Source organism: Bradyrhizobium barranii subsp. apii (assembly GCF_011516635.5).
Lineage (GTDB): Bacteria > Pseudomonadota > Alphaproteobacteria > Rhizobiales > Xanthobacteraceae > Bradyrhizobium > Bradyrhizobium barranii.
On record NZ_CP096255.1, the window covers coordinates 3036490 to 3052374 of the forward strand.

Here is a 15885-nt window from a genome sequence, read left to right on the forward strand (position 1 = left end):
TCTTTCTCATCCTGGTCACGCCGCCAGTGCAATGCCGTCCTTGCGATGGTCCGACGCGCCGAGAAAGACGCCCCTGGAAAGATCGACGTGCACGGCCTGACAACCTCCGAGCGGTTCGTCCGCCCAGATCACGCGATGACTGCGCGCAATCAATTCGTCGGCGACGGAGCCGGGAATCGTGGGTTCGAGGCTCAGCGTGCCATCAAACGCAAAGCTGCGCGGCGCATCCGAGGACTGCTGAATGTCGAGCCCACGGTCGAGCACGCCGCTCAGGATCTGTACATGTCCCGCCGCCTGGTATTGTCCACCCATCACGCCAAAGGCCATGATCGGCTTGCCGTGCTTCGCCAGCAAACCCGGAATGATGGTGTGAAAAGGACGTTTTCGCGGCGCAATCGCATTGGGATGTCCTTCGAGAAGGGAGAATCCCGAACCTCGGTTCTGCAATAGCACGCCCGCGCGAGGGGCGTAGATGCCGCTGCCGAACGCGAAGAAAAGCGAATTGATGAAAGATACCATGTTGCCGTCGCGGTCGGCGACTGCAACGTAAGCCGTGTCACGATGAACAGGCATGTCAAAATCCGCTGATGCGCTGGCACGCTTCCGGTCGATGGAGGAGCGCAATGCTGCGACTGACGCCTCCGAGAGGAGCGAGCCGACATCGAGCGGACGGAATTCCGGATCGGCGACCAGCGCGTCGCGCTGCCGGTAGGCCGCCTTGGTTGCCTCGGCAAGGAGGTGAATGCGATCCGCCTCGCCGAGCGCCGGATTGGCCATGTCGAAGCCGGCAAGGATGCGGGCGATCAGCAGCGCCGCGACGCCCTGTCCGTTGGGCGGACATTGCAGGATTTGATGATCGCGGTAGTCGGCGCTGATCGGCTCGACGTACTCCGATCGGGCACTTGCGAGATCTTCAAGCTGCATCATTCCGCCCAGCGCCTTCAATGTCGCGACGATTTCTTCGGCGACGGCACCTTCGTAAAACGCGGCGCGCCCCTCGCGTGCGATCCGGCGCAGCGTCGCGCCGAGTGCGGGATGATTGAGCTTGCTACCGACGGCGGGCGCAGCGCCACCGGGCAGATAGACCGGTACGCCGGTCCGATGTCGTTCGATGCGATCGGCGTAGCGTGCCCAATCCAGCGCGGCGCGGGGCGTCACCACAAAGCCGGTCTCGGCCGCGCGGATCGCCGGCGCCAGAACCTCGTCCAGGCCTTTTGAACCATAGTCGCCAGAGAGGCGGCACCAGGCATCGACCGCCCCCGGAACTGCCACTGCATGGGGTGAATCGTCCGGGATCGACGCCAGCCCGCGTTGCCGAAACCAGCCGAGTTCAGCCGTCGCCGGCGCTCGGCCCGAGCCGTTGACTGCGACGGGTTTGCCGGAGGCGGGAGCATAGATCGCAAAACAGTCGCCGCCGATGCCGGTCATATGCGGATCAATGACACCCTGGAGGGCGATCGCGGCAATGGCGGCATCGACTGCATTGCCGCCACTGCGCAGGATCTCGACCGCAGCGAGCGTGACAGCCGGATGAGAGGTCGCGGCCATGCCCCGGTCGCCCACCGCCAGCGAGCGCCCCGGCACCATGAAATCGCGCTGTCCCCAGCTCATGCCCTTCTCCGATTGTTGTTGTGAGGCCGCGTGGCGAGGGCTGCGGCAGCCGGTTCATCGCAAAGGATATCGACGTTGCCGTGCAGGCGGAGTGCCGAGGCAGGACATGCTGCTGCGATCGGACCCTCGATCGCGGATGCGACTGCGGCTGCTTTCTCCGGCCCCTTGGCGATAAGGAGGATGCTCCGAGCCTCCAGGATTGTTGCTATGCCCATTGTGATCGCACGTTCGGGAACCGACGCCGGATCGGGAAAATTGATGGCATTCGCGATGCGGGTTGCTTCATCGAGTCTGACCTCGCGGGTACGTGAGGCGAAATCCGAACCTGGCTCATTGAAGCCGATATGGCCGTTGGCGCCGATGCCGAGGAGCAGCAGGTCGATGCCCCCGGCAGCCGCAATCTGCGCCTCATAGCGCGCGGCCTCGGCGGCGACGTCGTCGGCCGTGCCATCGGGGATCCTTGCCCGACCGGCTTCCATATCCACATGCCCAAACAAATGCTGCTGCATATAGGCATGGAAGCTTCCGGGCGATTGGGGGGCGACGCCCACATATTCATCGAGGTTGAAACTCGACACCGTTCGGAATGAGATGAGGCCGGCGCGGGTCGCGGCGACAAGGCGGGCATAGAGCGGCGCCATTGTCGCTCCGGTCGCAAGACCGAGGGTAATCGGCCGTCGATCGTGCAGCCGCGCGATGACGAGCGTAGCTGCGCGTTCCGCGACGGCGGCGGCATTGCCGACAACTTCGATTCTCGGCGCCTGCTCCTTCATGCCGCGACATCTGCTGCCGTGAAAGGAAGAGCCAGCGGGCCCGCATCCTTGCCGATGCCAAACAGCGAGCGATGCACAAGGTCGATCGCGCTGCCGATCGCGCCGATCAGCGTGGCGCGATTGCCGAGCGCGCTGAGCTCGATACGAACAGGCTCGCGCATGCAGCGTCCCAGATGTTCATCGATCCGGACCTTCAACTCGGGCCGCGCGCCGATGCTGCCGCCCATGATGATGATTTCCGAATCGAGGATGCTGTGCACCGCCAGGATCGCGGTCGTGAGGATCCGGCTGACTTCGTCGATCGTCACTCGTGCCGCCTCCTCGACCGCGAGCCGATCGAAGACATCGCGCACGGTACTGCCGGGCGCGCCGCCGAGCCCGATGTAGCGTTCGACAATGCCGGCGCTGCCGATCGCGGTTTCCAGGGTGCCGAACCGAAGACCGCGCGCATCGTAGGGATCGCCCCCAAGCGGCAGGTAGGCTATCTCGCCGGCCGCCCCGCGTGCGCCGCGCACGAGATAGCCGGTAGAAAAGATGCCCATGCCAATGCCGGTGCCGACTGCGATGAAGGCGAAACTGCGCGCCTTGCGGCTGTTGCCGCGCCAATGCTCCCCGATTGCGGCGAGATTGACGTCATTTTCGATGGCGACGTCGATTCCGAGCCGTTCGCGCAGCGCGGCCCTCACGTCCAGGCTATCCAGTCCGGGGATATTGGGCGCGATGACGATGCTGCCCGACGCTGGGTCGACCATTCCCGGACTTCCCATCACGCCGCCGCGCAAACGTTGCGCCGATACGGACGCACGCTGAAGCAGGGCATCCTTCATGCGATCGATCTGTGCGACCACGGCAGCGCCGCCGTCGCAGGATGTCGGTTCGATGCTCTCGGCGACGATCTCACCGTGCAGATCGGCAAGTGCGACGTGCAGTTTCGTGCCGCCAAGGTCGATACCCAGCACGAAGGCGGCATCCGGCCGGAGCGCATAGGTGACGGCGCTTCTCCCCACGCTGCCCTGAATTTGACCGTCCTCATGGACCCAGCCGTCGCGCTCGAGATCACGCATCACTTCGGAGATGGTCTGCTTGGACAGGCCCGTGCTGCGGGCGATTTCGGCGCGCGATACCGAGCGATCGCGCAGCAGGCGCTCAACCACAAGGCGCACGGATTGCTGTCGCGCAACGGGCGACGAGGGGGCGTCTGGCATGGGCCTCAATCCAATTAGTCAACATACCGAACTAATACTTCGCTTGATCTGTCGTCAAGGGGTGCAGTGCGAGGATTTTGCGCTCTCGAAAGCGATGTATTGTGATTTAGTTCCATGATTTGTTCGGGACATTTACAAATAGGTTCAGTCGTGCTTGTCTTGACCTTCAACAGCAGAGCCTTGGAAGGCTTGGGATAGGCGTGCGACGAAAGGAATTCCGTATGAAGCGGACGGGCACGGCGTTGGCGGCAATTCTGATGATCGCATCGGGCCTGGTCTCGGCGAGTGCCGCGACATTGCGGGTCGGCATTCAGGACGATCCCGATGCGCTCGACCCGGCACTCAGCGGCACTTACTCCGGTCGCTTCGTGTTTGCGGCGCTGTGCGACAAGCTTGTCGATATCTCCCCCGACCTCAAGATCGTGCCGCAGCTGGCGGAGGCATGGGAGTGGTCCGCGGACGGCAAGTCGATCACCTTTACGCTACGCCAGAACGTCACGTTCCACGATGGCACCGCGTTCGATGCAGCGGCAGTCAAGTTCAATATCGAGCGCATGAAGTCCATGCCGGATTCCAAGCGCAAGGCCGAGCTGGCGCCGGTCGCGAGCGTCGAAGCGCTTGCCGCGGACAAGGTGAAGTTCAACCTGTCGGAGCCGTTCGTGCCGCTGCTTGCCAATCTCAGCGATCGTGCCGGCATGATGGTCTCGCCCAAGGCCGCCACGGAGAAAGCCGGGGAATTTGCAGCCGCGCCGGTCTGTGCCGGTCCGTATCAATTTGCCGAGCGCAAGTCGCGCGACCTCATTCGGGTCAAGAAATATCCCGGCTACTGGGACGCTGCACGGGTCGGCTATGACGAGGTCGTCTACTACTACGTTCCCGACTCGACCGTGCGATTGTCACGCGTCCGGGCGGGCGATCTCGATCTCGCGGAGCGTATCGCGCCGACCGATCTCAAGACCGTACGCGACGATCCCAACCTCGCCCTGCATTCCGGCCAGGGACTTGCCGTCTCGCATCTGATGTTCAATGTCGGCGCGGGCGCGAAGGCCGATACGCCACTCGGCAAGAACGCGACGCTGCGTCAGGCCTTTGAGCTGGCGATCGATCGCAATGTCATCAACCGCGTCGCCTTCAACGGCGAGTTCCTGGCGGATAACCAGATGATCCCGCCGTCATCTCCGTTCTACGATAGCGCGCGCAAGGCGCCGGCTCGCGATGTTGCCAAGGCAAAGGCCATGATTGCCGCCGCCGGAATGACTCGCGTGCCGGTCGAGATCCAGTACGAGAATACGGCCGGCGATTCCCGGGTCGCACAGATCATACAGTCGATGGCGGGCGAGGCCGGTTTCGACGTCAAGCTGCTGCCCATGGAAACGACCACTGCCATCGAGCGCTACATGAACGGCAATTTCGAAGCCTATATCGGCAACTGGAGCGGCCGCGCTGACCCGGACCCGACGCTGGTCGCCTTTTTCAGTTGCGCGGGCTCCCAGAACGTCAACAAGTACTGCAATAAGGATCTCGATGCGATCCTGAACCAGGCCCGGGGCGAGGCCGACGAAGCCAAGCGCAAGGCACTCTACGCCAAAGCGACGGACATTTACCTGACGGCGCTCTCGTCGATTCCCCTCCATCACCCGAACTGGTTCTTTGCGGCCCGCAAATCGGTCGGCGGCATCGTCATGGTGCCGGACGGTCTGTTGCGTCTGGTCGGTGTCAGGCCTGTGAATTGATGCGCAACGCTTCGCGCCCGCCGATGCGCTCGCCCTGGTGAGGACCAGTCTGCCCCGATGAAGAGCTTGCTTCTGCGCCGGCTTGCCGTCCTGCTGCCGACCCTGTTGCTGGTGTCGATGATGGTGTTCGGTCTGCAGAAACTGCTGCCCGGCGATCCTGCGCTGGCGCTCGCCGGAGAAGAGCGTAATCCCGAAGTCGTTGAATATCTTCGGCAGAAGTATCGCTTCAATGATCCGATCCCGGTGCAATACGCCGTCTGGCTGAAAGCCCTGGTGCACGGTGACTTCGGTACGTCGGTACGCACCCGATTGCCGATCGGCACCATGCTGGCGGAAAAATTGCCGGTGACCGCTGAGCTCGCGATGCTGTCGATGCTGGTCGCGCTGCTCGTCGGGTTGCCGATCGGGATCTTCGCGGCGCTGGGGCGCGGGACGCCCTTCGACTACGGCGCCAGTCTGTTCGGGCTTGCCGGACTGTCGATCCCGCATTTCTGGCTGGGGATCATGCTGATCCTTCTGTTCTCGGTGAATCTCGGCTGGCTTCCGGCCGGAGGTTTCGTTCCGCCGTCCGAGAGCGTGGGAGGCAACCTGCTTTCGATGCTGATGCCCGCTTTGGTGCTCGGCACCGGCACCGCTGCGATCATGATGCGCCATGTCCGCGGCGCGATGATCGAGGCGATGAAGCAGGATTACGTGCGCACCGCCCGCGCGAAGGGTGTCCGCGAAAGCACCATCGTGCTGCGTCATGCGCTGCCGAACGCGCTGATCCCCGTGGTCACGCTGGGCACACTGCAATTTGGCGAATTGCTGGCCGGCGCGGTGTTGACGGAGCAGGTCTTTTCCATCCCGGGGTTCGGCAAGATGGTCGTCGACGGCGTGTTCAGCCGCGATTATGCCGTGGTTCAGGCGGTCGTGCTCTGCACAGCAGCCGTATTCCTCCTGATGAGCCTGATTGCCGACGTGGCGTATGTGCTGCTCAATCCGAGGCTCAGATCATGAGCTCGATTGAGACGGTGCCGGTCGCAAGTCAGGCACGCGCCGCCGCTCCTTCGGAGATTCGTCGCCTGTTGCGCGAACCATCCGCCGTCATCGGGGCCACGATCATCCTGTTCTTCGTCGTGCTGGCGGTGTTTGCCTCGTGGATTGCGCCGTACGATCCAAACTCGCCGGACTGGATGGCGATTCGCGCGGCACCCAGTGCGGCACATTGGTTCGGCACCGACGATCTCGGTCGGGACGTGCTGTCGCGCGTGATCTTCGGCACGCAAGCCTCGCTTGCCGCCGGCATCGTCTCCGTGACGGTCGCGGTGCTGATCGGCCTTCCGTTTGGTCTCATGGCCGGCTATTTCGGCGGCCTCACCGACATGGTGATCTCGCGCTTCGCCGATGCGCTGCTCGCTTGCCCCTTTCTGGTGCTGGCGATTGCGCTCGCCGCGTTCCTGGGCCCCAGCCTGCAAAATGCGATGATTGCCATCGGCATTTCCGCCGTGCCGGTGTTCGTTCGTGTCGCGCGTGCCGAGACGCTGGTTGTCTGCACCGAGGATTACATCGCCGCGGCCCGGTCCCAGGGCCTCGGCCATCTCGCCATCCTGACCGGACAGGTGCTGCCGAACGTGCTTGCGCCGACGATTGTGCAGGCGACGCTGACCATGGCGATCGCAGTTCTCGCCGAGGCGAGCCTGGCCTTTCTGGGGCTTGGCCAGCTTCCTCCGGCCCCCTCATGGGGCGCCATGCTTGACGTTGCCAGGCAATTTCTCGGCGAGGCGCCATGGATGGCCTTCTGGCCCGGGCTCGCGATCATTGCGCTCGTCATCGGCTTCAACCTGATGGGTGACGGCCTGAATGATGCCCTCAATCCCAGGCACTAGATGGAAGACGAGCCTGTTCCGCTGAAGACTCCGCGGCGTGGCCTAGGGCTGTTTGATTTCAGGCGGCAGAGCAAAGCCTGTCTTGTCCGAGCGCTGCAGCGCGCAGATCCGATGACACAGGTCGATGACGTGCCCGTCGTAGACTAGCGTGTATTGGCGCGAGCATTTGGCGCGCCATTGATCTGTATCAAGCCCGCCGTGGGATAGGGGCCGCTAGGCTTCCAGCAGGAGCGCTGCCCGGACACAGGCCTTGAACACTCTTCGCCAGCATCGGTCTATCGACGGAGTCATCCAGCTCGTGATCCGGCTCGGATTGCTGGCGCTGCTGATCCTGTGGACTTTCCTCATCATCCGCCCCTTCGTGCCAATCCTGGCCTGGAGTGCGGTGCTCGCGGTGGCGTTCTATCCAGTCTTCGGCTGGCTTGCCAAGCGCCTCGGGGGCCGCCCGCGCACCGCCGCGTCCATTCTCACGCTGGTTACGCTGGGCATCGTCATTGGTCCTGCGGCCTGGCTCGGCATGAGCGCAGTCGACGGGATCAAGGATCTCGCGGGCCAGATCAGCAGCGGCGATCTCACGCTTACGGAGGCGCCCGAACAGATCAAGAGCTGGCCGCTGATCGGCACCCAGCTCTACGATCTCTGGACGCAGGCCAACAGCAATATTCGCGCGGCGCTGAGCGAGGTGATGCCGTATCTGAAACCGCTTGCCGGGATCATGCTGTCGCTCGCCGGTGATGCCGGTGTCGGCACGCTCCAGTTCCTGCTGTCGGTATTCGTCGCCGGCTTCCTCTTTCCCTACGGTCCGCAGCTCGTCGACGCGGTGCGCGGCTTCCTGTTCCGGGTCGTACCGGAGCAGAGCGAGCATTTTCTGGAGCTCGCCGGCGCGACCATCCGCGCGGTGTCGCAGGGCATCATCGGTGTCGCAATCGTGCAGTCGCTGTTGGCCGGCATCGGCTTCAAGCTCGCAGGCGCCCCGAGTGCCGGCCTGCTGGCATTCCTCGTCCTGTTGCTGTCGATCGTGCAGATCGGCCCCTTCCTCGTTCTCTTCCCCGTGGTCGTCTGGATCTGGATGGACAAGGACGTGACCACCGCGGTGCTCCTGACCGTCTTCCTCGGCGCCGTCGGCATCCTCGACAACATCCTGAAACCCATCGTCATGGGGCGCGGCCTGACCACGCCGACGATCGTGATCCTGATCGGGGTGATCGGCGGAACGCTCGCGCACGGAATCATCGGCCTCTTCATCGGGCCGATCATCCTGTCGGTCGCCTGGGAACTCGCGGCGGCCTGGATCCGGAACGACCGCGCCGCTGCGCCGAAAAGGCCGGAAGAGACCTGAATCTCCGCACGCATCACCTTTGACCTAAGTCAATCCTCTCGACTCCCGATGCGCCCTGATTGGGCGTAGGCAGATCTGACCTCAGGCATGTCGATGGCCCATCAAACGTCGCAGCGGGATTGCGCATTCGGGCAAACGTCCCCGGCGATGACGGCTGTCGACTGACCGCCATGGATGCGATCCTTGCCATCGATGCGAATGCAGGAAGCGTGAACTTCCAGCTCTTCTCCGTACGAGGCGAGGGGAGGCTGGAACGGCAAATCAAGGGACGGCTTGATGGGCTCGGCCGCCATCCGCGCCTCAGGGCGAGCAGAGCGAACGGCGATCCGTTGGCGCACCGCACCTATCAGAACGACGACGTCGATGACATCCCGGCGGCATGCGCGGTTGTCGATAGCTGGCTGCGGGACGAATTGGGAATCCAGCCGCTGGCCGTGGGACATCGCGTCGCTCAGGGAGGACCGGATGACGCCCGACCGGCCCTGATCGATGATGTCGTGATGGCGCGTCTGGAGCGGCTGATTGCACTCGCGCCGCTGCTTCAACCGTATAATCTTGCGCCAATCCGTATCATGCAGGCCAATCATCCGGCGCTACCGCAAGTCGCCTGCTTCGATACTGCATTCCATCTTGGCAAGGTCGTGGAGAACGGCAGCTATCCTATTGCGCATCAACTCTGCGCAGGTGACGTAAGGCGTTACGGGGCTCACGGTCTTTGCTACGAGTCGATCGCACGAGCTCTGACGCTTGAGGCCCCCGAGATTGCCGCGCGCCGCGTGATCGTTGCGTGCCTCGACGACACGAGCTCGATGTGCGCGCTGAAGGAAGGCCGCAGCGTCGAAAGCACGAATGGATTCTATGCCTTTGGCGCATCGCCGTCGGACCATTCCGCAGGTGAAATCGATCCCGGCGACGCATTTCTGTTCACCAATCCGGGTGACGACGGTGCGGCGGCTCGTTTTCTGCGAGCAGAACAGGCCGTCGAGCACCTCGCCTACTGCGCCGGCCTCAACGCCGGCCTGCTCGCGGCCGCGCTGGAGGGGCTTGACGCCTTTGTTTTCACCGGCGCGATCGGCCAAGGCTCGACCGCGATCCGCGCGCGCATCGCCGAAAGGTTGAGCTGGCTCGGTGCTATACTGGGTGCGAAGGCCAACGCCCATAACGCACGGCTGATCTCGCGCCGCGATAGTCGTATCCCTCTCTATGTGCTCCCGTCCGACGATGAATTGACCATCGCGCGGCACACGTTGGCGCTCTTGTTGAACGGGCCGTCGCCACGTTGAGGCAGCTTCCCGGAAAGCTGAAAAGGATTGGCGGCGCGCGATGCTTCTTCAATTCCTCGTCGGTACGCTGGTCAGCGTGATCAATATCGGAATCCATGCGCTGGTGACCATCGTCGCCGTCGGGATCGCCCGCGGCGCGGGCTTGCGGCAAACCAGGAGACCAAGAGTGCACCTGATGGGTGTCATGGTCGCGACAGCCGTGGTGTTGCAGGTCGCACATACGCTGGAGGTGCTGGTGTGGGCTCTGATGTATGAAGTCGTTCAGGCCGCAGCACCGGGCAGTGATGTGCTCTATTTCGCCTTCGTCAACTATACCACGCTCGGCTACGGCGATATCACGCCGGTGCGCGAATGGCGCCTCATCGGCCCGTTGACGGCTATGAACGGTGTCCTGCTGTTCGGCTGGTCGGCCGCCATCCTGTTCGAGGTCTTGCGCAAGACTCTCGAGCACCTCGGCGTAACCCAGGCGCCTGGCCTTAAATGATCCTGATACCGATGGCGGCTTCGGTCAGAGCCGGGCTCACCCCAGGAAAAGGATCATGGCCGTGAACGCCACCGGCAGCGTCCCGAACAAAACGACTACGATCCGAAATGCGGTCTCGTTCCACATCGGAAGAGGCTAGCATCGGACGGTACCGGTGTGATGTGCAGTTTGTGCCATTCGCGGGTGTCGGCCCGCTCAAGGCTGCAGGTCGAGGCTTGCAAGCTGGTGCCGATCCAGCAGCACGATCTGACGCTGGGTGTTGCCGACGAAGCCGAGGGCGCCGAGCTCATGGAGCCGTGACAGCGCGCGGGATACCGTCTCCAGCGTCAGGCCGAGGTAATCGGCGATATCGCGCCGCGACATCGGCAGCGCCATGACGCCGGACGCCGTCAACCGCCCGTCCATCTCGAGCAGGAACGCCGCGACCCGCTCCAGCGAGGTCTTGCGTCCCAGCAGCAGCATGTGGTCCTCCGCATGCTGGAGGTTGTTCGTGGTCATGCTGAGGAGGTTTCTGGCGACCATCGCATCGCTTTCGGCCACCATTTCGAGGCTTTGCCGTCTGACCAGGCGCACCGTTGTGTCGACGATCGCTTCCGTGGTGAAGCGGTGCTCGTTGCCGTTCTCCAGGCCAAAAATGTCGCCGGCGAGGTGAAAGGCGCCAATCTGCCTGCGGCCGTCCGACAGCAGCTTGTAGCTTCGCACCGCACCGGACGTCACCTGATAGACATATTCGGCGGGCTCTCTCTCCCCGTAGATTTCGCTGCCCTTTTTATAGGTAAATTGGCTTAAACTGACGAGCGCATTTGAATCGCTGGTCATGCCGAGGTCACGAAGGGAGTTGGGACGCGGCGTCGAATCCGCTGTAATGCGAACGAACATAGGCCAACTCCTCAGCTCATCGCCGAATTGGTCTGTCAGACGAAAAGTCTCGCCGCTGGGAATGCGCCGCGCCGTCCCACTCCCGTCGAAGTTGATTTACGACTAAGGCGGCATTCTCATCCATTGTCCCAAGGTTCATTGTACCAAGGGACAGCGTGGACGCCTGTTGGGAGGTTGTTGCGCGGATTGAGAAGCTGTCGGAATTCAGCAAGAGGTGATGCGTGCCCGGCCTTGTTCACGTGGTGGACGACGACGATTCCTTCCGGACGGCGATCGCGCGCCGGTTGAAGCTCGCTGGCTACGATGTTGCGACCTACGCATCGGCGCAGGATTTACTGGATGCGGCGCCTGATGACGCGCAGCCGGGATGCATCCTGCTCGACGTGTGGATACCGGGGCTGAGCGGCCCCGACTTGCAGACCCGCTTGGTCGCGTCGGGCTCGACGCTGCCAATCATATTCCTGACCGGACACGCCGACACGCCAACCACGGTGCAGGCCATCAAGGCCGGCGCGGAGGATTTCCTGACCAAGCCGGTATCCTCCGAGCAGTTGATCGCTGCGATTGAGCGCGCGCTGGTGCGCCAGCACACCGCGCAGGCGCATCGCGGAAGGCTCGAGACCTTCCGCATTCACCTCGCCGCATTGACGCATCGCGAGCGTCAGGTGTTCGATCTCATCGTCCGCGGCAGGATCAACAAGCAGATCGCGCATGAGCTTGGAACCACCGAGCGCACCGTGAAGGCGCACCGTCACCAGGTGATGGAGAAGATGCAGGTTCGTTCGCTGGCGGAGCTCGTTTCGATCGCGGAACGGCTTGGAATGCTCGATACGAGCGACGATTAGCTGATTTGTCGTCACGGCACAGTTCCCGCGGTGTGACTTCCCCAAGAGACAATATGAAATTCGTTGGTGTGGTGCTGCCATGTAGGGCGGCGAATGCGGCGGTTTGCCCGACACGCAATTAGACCAGGCGAATATGGCGCCGGCGCCGCCGTGATCAGTCATTCGTCTCGAAGGGGCACTTCCTTGCCAGAGCGTGACTCTGTTTTTGTCGTCGATGACGATCCCTCCATCCGGACCAGCGTGAACAGGCTGCTCCGCGAGCATGGCTTTGCCGCGACGCTCTTCGACTCTGCTGGAGCCTTGCTCCATCACGGCAGCTTCGACAAGGCGATTTGCATCGTTCTCGATATCGACCTGAACGGAAGGTCCGGCATCGACCTGCGCCGGCAACTGGCCGAGGAGGGTGTCACAGCACCGGTGATCTACATCACCGGAAATGACAGCTCGGCGAACCGCGCGGCGGCGGTCGCGTCCGGATGCATTGCCTATCTGGTCAAGCCATTCACGGCGCAGTCCCTGATCGAGTCGGTGGCGCGTGCGTCGGCTGCGTAACGCAGCATGGCCACTCATTCGTCGACATATTGCTCCAGCGTCCTGGCCGGTGCGCCCTTGTGGACGGACGCGAACTGCGCCAGCGGCACCGAGGTCGTCAATGCCAGAAGGTTTGAATCGACGACCTCAAGGGCAAGTGTCTTCCCTGACTCCATTTCCTTGATGATCGCGGGAGGCGCGATGTCGGCCGCAATGCAGGCGTTGGTCAGGCACCAGCTGTAGGGGATGCGGAGGGGTCTGCCCTGGTCGACGGTCAGCTTCGGCGGCTGTTGCAGGTACATGCCGACGGGCACGAAGAGCTGCAGCCGTGCCGAGGGAGTGCCTTCGCGCTCGATCAGGTCCACGCGCACGGCCGTCTGGCCGGTTGGAAACTTGCCGGTGATTGAGGTCCGGCACAGCGTCGGCGCACCGCCTGCCTTGAAGCAGAGCTTCTGCCAGTCTCCGTAGACGATGTCCTTTGCCTCGCGCTCGCCGCGCGTCGCGACCTCGGCGGGTTTATCGGACTGCGCGGATTTAGGCGCGGCGATGCCGGCACATGTCGAGCTTCCGGCGACCGCGACGACCAACAGGCCAGAGAAACAATTGCGGGGACTTGGCATGATGTGCCTCCGAACTTGAACTCTATTTCTGCGGGTCGAGGAACTTCGCCACCAGCGGCGACCACAGCGGGATCGCGTCCGGAGAGCCGATGAAGAAATGGCCCTCGTTGCCGAAGGGCGGCATCAGATGATACTCGGCCCTGCCGCCGGCCGCGGTGAAGGCCTCATGCATGCGCTTCGACAGGGCCGGCCCGAAGAACGTATCGTTTTCGATATAGAACCACAGCATCGGCACCCGCGAGGTCCGGCCAAAATCCGCGGTCGCTTCGACCAGTCTGTCCGGCGCGCAGTTGTTGTTGGGCTTGCCGTCGACGCGTCCGCCGCGACCTGCCGCAAAGGTGATGATCGCCTTGACCTGCGGCGGGTTCACGCTCGAGAGCGCAATGGAAGCCCAGCCGCCGGCGGACTGTCCGATGACGACGACGTCCTTTGGCAGAACGCGTTTCTCGGCGATCATGTAGTCGATGATCCAGAGATCGGCCAGCGCCAACGCTCGTCCGGCGTCACGGAAGTTCGGGTTGGTGCATTTGCCGACCTTGGCGAAGAACGGCCCGTAGAGACCGCGCTCGGGAATGTCGATGGCGGCTGCGCCATATCCGGTGCCGACCGGCGCCACGACGAAATAGCCGCGTTTGGCGAACCACTTCGCTGCATCGCGGAATTCCACCAGCGGAAAGAAGCCGCGATCGACCGGCTTGAGTGACACGCCGTGGTTCATGATCGCGAGCGGGAAGGGGCCGTCGCCGACGGGCCGCACCACATAGGCGAACATCGGAAGCGGCAGCGGCAGCGCCCAGATCTCCTCCTGGATGCGGACATTGTCCTCGGCGCGCACCGGCAGGACGAAGGCGGCGAGGGTAAGTAGAGCCATCACGAACGGTCGGATGATTGCGGCCAATTGCCTGCGCATCGTCGCCTCCGTCAGCCGGTGTAGGTGAGGGCCACGATAATCGGGCCGAGTACGGTCAGGACGACATTGCCGACGGCGTAGGGCACGGCGACGCCGAGCACCGGCGTCTGGCTCTCGGCGACGTCGCAGGCTCCGGTCACCGCAGCATCGACGGTCATGGCGCCCGCCAGCGCACCGCAGGTGATGACCGGATTCATGTGCACCACATAGCGCGCAAACAGCGTCGCGACGATCAGCGGCACCAGCGTGACGACCAGGCCCATTCCGACCAGCAACACCCCGTGGGCCTGGATCGCAGTCCAGGCCGCGGCTCCGTTGCCGAGACCGATGGCGGCGATGAAGCCGCCGAGCCCGAGATCGCTCAGCGTCTGCTGCGCGGCGGGCGGCAAAGCGCCGATAGTCGGCCGGCGCGACCGTAGCCAGCCGCAGACGAGGCCCGTGATCAGCGCGCCGCCGCCGCCGCCCAGGGTCAGCGGAATACCGCCGACCTTGAAGCTGATGAGGCCTGCGAGCAGGCCCGCCGCGATACCGGTTGCGAGAAAAGCGATGTCGGCGCGGTCGCCGGAGCGCAAGATCTGTCCGACTTTCGTGGCGGCGCGCTCGATGTTGCGGGTGCTGCCGACGAGCGTCATGACGTCGCCCACATAGACGCGGGTATCCGGGCCCAGGGGGACCTCGCGGCTCATCCGGGTCAGCGTGCGGAGATAGACGCCGCGTGCGTCGTTGCCGACGCGTTCGGCGATCTCCTTGATCGACCGGCCATGGAGATCGCGGCTGTCGACGAGGACGTTGATCACGTTGCCCGGAATAGCCTTCAGAATCTCGTCGGCATCGATCTCCTTGCCGATGACCGGCTTTGCAGCGACGAGGGACGCCGTTCGCCCGGCAATGACGATGTCGTCGCCCGATTCGAGAATGGTGTCGAGGCGCGGCTCAACGTCGGCTCCATCCCGCACTATTCGCTCGACGACAGTGCGGCTGCCGATTTCCTCTTCGGTATATTTGACCGTGCGTCCCGCGGCGGTCGAGACCCGATAGGCGCGCGCTTGGAATTTCCGATAATGGAGATTTTCGTTCTGTGGCGGATTGCCGCCGGAAAGCTCCGCCTCCAGCTTCGCCGCCTCCTCCTTCAAATCGACCCCCATCAGCTTCGGCGCGACAAACGGCACGTACAGGAGTGTGAGGATGTAGCCGAGGACGTAAGTGACGGCGTAGCCGGCGGCGATGTTCGCCTCCTGCTGCTTAAAGGCGTCGTTGGGCAGGCCGAGTTGCGCCAGCGCGCCAGAGGCGGTGCCGATGATGGAGGATTGTGTCAGCCCACCGGCGGCAAGTCCCGAGGCCGTGCCCGGATCGAGCTTGAACGTGAAGGCGAATATCAGGACGAGGATCAGACCCGTGCCGCCGAGCACGAGCGCCATGACGACCTGCGCCAGAGTGCGGATGCTGAGGGACGCGAAGAACTCTGGGCCGGACCGGTAGCCGATCGTGAACACGAACAGACTGAACAGAATCACGCGCAGCAGCGAGGGGAACGTAAAGGTCCCGAGCTGGCCGATGAGCACGGCGACGACCAGGATACAGGCCGTCGTTCCGATCGAGAAGCCGCGAATCTTGACGCGACCAAGCACCGTACCAATCGCAATGGCGAGCAGCAGGAAGATCTCCGGAGCCGTGGAGATGATCCACCTAACGGTGCCCATGGCGCATGCCCTCCAGCAATTTCCGCCGAATCTGGTTCGTGGAACCAGGCGACGCTTGATCCAGATCAATCCTCCCCAAGGCAAGCTGTCGCCTATGGACCCAT

At 63.4% G+C, this 15885-nt stretch carries 15 protein-coding genes; 8 read left to right on the forward strand and 7 right to left on the reverse strand.

The window, feature by feature from the left end; all coding sequences use genetic code 11:
* Nucleotides 1-15: 15 nt before the first annotated feature.
* Genes ggt through HAP41_RS14465 form a run of 3 tightly spaced genes read right to left on the reverse strand, consistent with a single transcriptional unit; the run spans nt 16 to nt 3589 of the window.
* Nucleotides 16-1587 (reverse strand): gamma-glutamyltransferase, encoded by a 1572-nt coding sequence (gene ggt / locus HAP41_RS14455; protein ID WP_224580840.1) that lies wholly within the window; start codon nt 1585-1587, stop codon nt 16-18.
* 20 nt (nt 1588-1607) lie between these two features.
* Complete coding sequence (gene nagB, locus HAP41_RS14460) at nt 1608-2384, reverse strand: glucosamine-6-phosphate deaminase (protein WP_166100679.1); 777 nt, start codon at nt 2382-2384, stop codon at nt 1608-1610.
* Nucleotides 2381-3589 (reverse strand): ROK family transcriptional regulator, encoded by a 1209-nt coding sequence (locus HAP41_RS14465; protein WP_175618129.1) that lies wholly within the window; start codon nt 3587-3589, stop codon nt 2381-2383. The genes nagB and HAP41_RS14465 overlap by 4 nt, the downstream gene beginning before the upstream one ends.
* 221 nt (nt 3590-3810) lie before the next feature.
* Between HAP41_RS14465 and HAP41_RS14470 the strand changes: the two genes are divergently transcribed.
* The 6 genes from HAP41_RS14470 (at nt 3811) to HAP41_RS14495 (ending at nt 10296) form a co-directional block, all read left to right on the forward strand.
* Nucleotides 3811-5322, forward strand: coding sequence for an ABC transporter substrate-binding protein (locus HAP41_RS14470; protein ID WP_166100676.1), 1512 nt, complete (start codon nt 3811-3813; stop codon nt 5320-5322).
* 57 nt (nt 5323-5379) lie between these two features.
* Nucleotides 5380-6321 (forward strand): ABC transporter permease, encoded by a 942-nt coding sequence (locus HAP41_RS14475; protein ID WP_028149199.1) that lies wholly within the window; start codon nt 5380-5382, stop codon nt 6319-6321.
* Nucleotides 6318-7190, forward strand: coding sequence for an ABC transporter permease (locus tag HAP41_RS14480; protein ID WP_166100671.1), 873 nt, complete (start codon nt 6318-6320; stop codon nt 7188-7190). Before HAP41_RS14475 ends, HAP41_RS14480 begins: the two co-directional genes overlap by 4 nt.
* 250 nt (nt 7191-7440) lie before the next feature.
* On the forward strand, nt 7441-8529 hold the full coding sequence (locus HAP41_RS14485; RefSeq protein ID WP_063981849.1) for an AI-2E family transporter: 1089 nt from the start codon (nt 7441-7443) through the stop codon (nt 8527-8529).
* A gap of 170 nt (nt 8530-8699) precedes the next feature.
* On the forward strand, nt 8700-9812 hold the full coding sequence (locus HAP41_RS14490; RefSeq protein ID WP_166100665.1) for an acetate kinase: 1113 nt from the start codon (nt 8700-8702) through the stop codon (nt 9810-9812).
* A gap of 40 nt (nt 9813-9852) precedes the next feature.
* Entirely contained in the window at nt 9853-10296 is a 444-nt protein-coding gene (locus tag HAP41_RS14495) for a potassium channel family protein (RefSeq protein ID WP_038935413.1), read from the forward strand.
* Between the two features lie 195 nt (nt 10297-10491).
* Here HAP41_RS14495 and HAP41_RS14500 read toward each other — a convergent pair whose 3' ends face one another.
* Nucleotides 10492-11175 carry a helix-turn-helix domain-containing protein gene (locus HAP41_RS14500; protein WP_166100662.1) on the reverse strand — a complete coding sequence of 228 codons (684 nt, stop codon included), beginning with the start codon at nt 11173-11175 and terminating at the stop codon, nt 10492-10494.
* A 221-nt stretch (nt 11176-11396) separates the two neighbouring features.
* Here HAP41_RS14500 and HAP41_RS14505 point away from each other — a divergent pair, with 221 nt between their 5' ends.
* Together HAP41_RS14505 and HAP41_RS14510 are read left to right on the forward strand one after the other, a co-directional pair.
* Nucleotides 11397-12020: a response regulator transcription factor gene (locus HAP41_RS14505; RefSeq protein WP_135216474.1), complete on the forward strand. Its 624-nt coding sequence runs from the start codon at nt 11397-11399 to the stop codon at nt 12018-12020.
* 183 nt (nt 12021-12203) lie between these two features.
* Nucleotides 12204-12572 carry a response regulator transcription factor gene (locus tag HAP41_RS14510; RefSeq protein ID WP_063981854.1) on the forward strand — a complete coding sequence of 123 codons (369 nt, stop codon included), beginning with the start codon at nt 12204-12206 and terminating at the stop codon, nt 12570-12572.
* Nucleotides 12573-12586: 14 nt separating this feature from the next.
* Here HAP41_RS14510 and HAP41_RS14515 read toward each other — a convergent pair whose 3' ends face one another.
* From HAP41_RS14515 to HAP41_RS14525, 3 genes are read right to left on the reverse strand one after another with little or no spacing between them, the layout of a single operon-like run.
* Nucleotides 12587-13171 (reverse strand): invasion associated locus B family protein, encoded by a 585-nt coding sequence (locus tag HAP41_RS14515; protein WP_166100655.1) that lies wholly within the window; start codon nt 13169-13171, stop codon nt 12587-12589.
* A 22-nt stretch (nt 13172-13193) separates the two neighbouring features.
* Nucleotides 13194-14081 carry an alpha/beta hydrolase family protein gene (locus tag HAP41_RS14520; RefSeq protein WP_166100652.1) on the reverse strand — a complete coding sequence of 296 codons (888 nt, stop codon included), beginning with the start codon at nt 14079-14081 and terminating at the stop codon, nt 13194-13196.
* 11 nt (nt 14082-14092) lie between these two features.
* Complete coding sequence (locus HAP41_RS14525; RefSeq protein ID WP_166100649.1) at nt 14093-15781, reverse strand: aspartate:alanine exchanger family transporter; 1689 nt, start codon at nt 15779-15781, stop codon at nt 14093-14095.
* Nucleotides 15782-15885: the final 104 nt, after the last annotated feature.

What these genes read in the sequence shown, in the direction of transcription:
- ggt (WP_224580840.1), bottom strand. Translation starts at nt 1,587, where the DNA reads ATGGTGCCGGGGCGCTCGCTGGCGGTGGGCGACCGGGGCATGGCCGCG.
- nagB (WP_166100679.1), bottom strand. Translation starts at nt 2,384, where the DNA reads ATGAAGGAGCAGGCGCCGAGAATCGAAGTTGTCGGCAATGCCGCCGCC.
- HAP41_RS14465 (WP_175618129.1), bottom strand. Translation starts at nt 3,589, where the DNA reads ATGCCAGACGCCCCCTCGTCGCCCGTTGCGCGACAGCAATCCGTGCGC.
- HAP41_RS14470 (WP_166100676.1), top strand. Translation starts at nt 3,811, where the DNA reads ATGAAGCGGACGGGCACGGCGTTGGCGGCAATTCTGATGATCGCATCG.
- HAP41_RS14475 (WP_028149199.1), top strand. Translation starts at nt 5,380, where the DNA reads ATGAAGAGCTTGCTTCTGCGCCGGCTTGCCGTCCTGCTGCCGACCCTG.
- HAP41_RS14480 (WP_166100671.1), top strand. Translation starts at nt 6,318, where the DNA reads ATGAGCTCGATTGAGACGGTGCCGGTCGCAAGTCAGGCACGCGCCGCC.
- HAP41_RS14490 (WP_166100665.1), top strand. Translation starts at nt 8,700, where the DNA reads ATGGATGCGATCCTTGCCATCGATGCGAATGCAGGAAGCGTGAACTTC.
- HAP41_RS14495 (WP_038935413.1), top strand. Translation starts at nt 9,853, where the DNA reads ATGCTTCTTCAATTCCTCGTCGGTACGCTGGTCAGCGTGATCAATATC.
- HAP41_RS14500 (WP_166100662.1), bottom strand. Translation starts at nt 11,175, where the DNA reads ATGTTCGTTCGCATTACAGCGGATTCGACGCCGCGTCCCAACTCCCTT.
- HAP41_RS14515 (WP_166100655.1), bottom strand. Translation starts at nt 13,171, where the DNA reads ATGCCAAGTCCCCGCAATTGTTTCTCTGGCCTGTTGGTCGTCGCGGTC.
- HAP41_RS14520 (WP_166100652.1), bottom strand. Translation starts at nt 14,081, where the DNA reads ATGCGCAGGCAATTGGCCGCAATCATCCGACCGTTCGTGATGGCTCTA.
- HAP41_RS14525 (WP_166100649.1), bottom strand. Translation starts at nt 15,781, where the DNA reads ATGGGCACCGTTAGGTGGATCATCTCCACGGCTCCGGAGATCTTCCTG.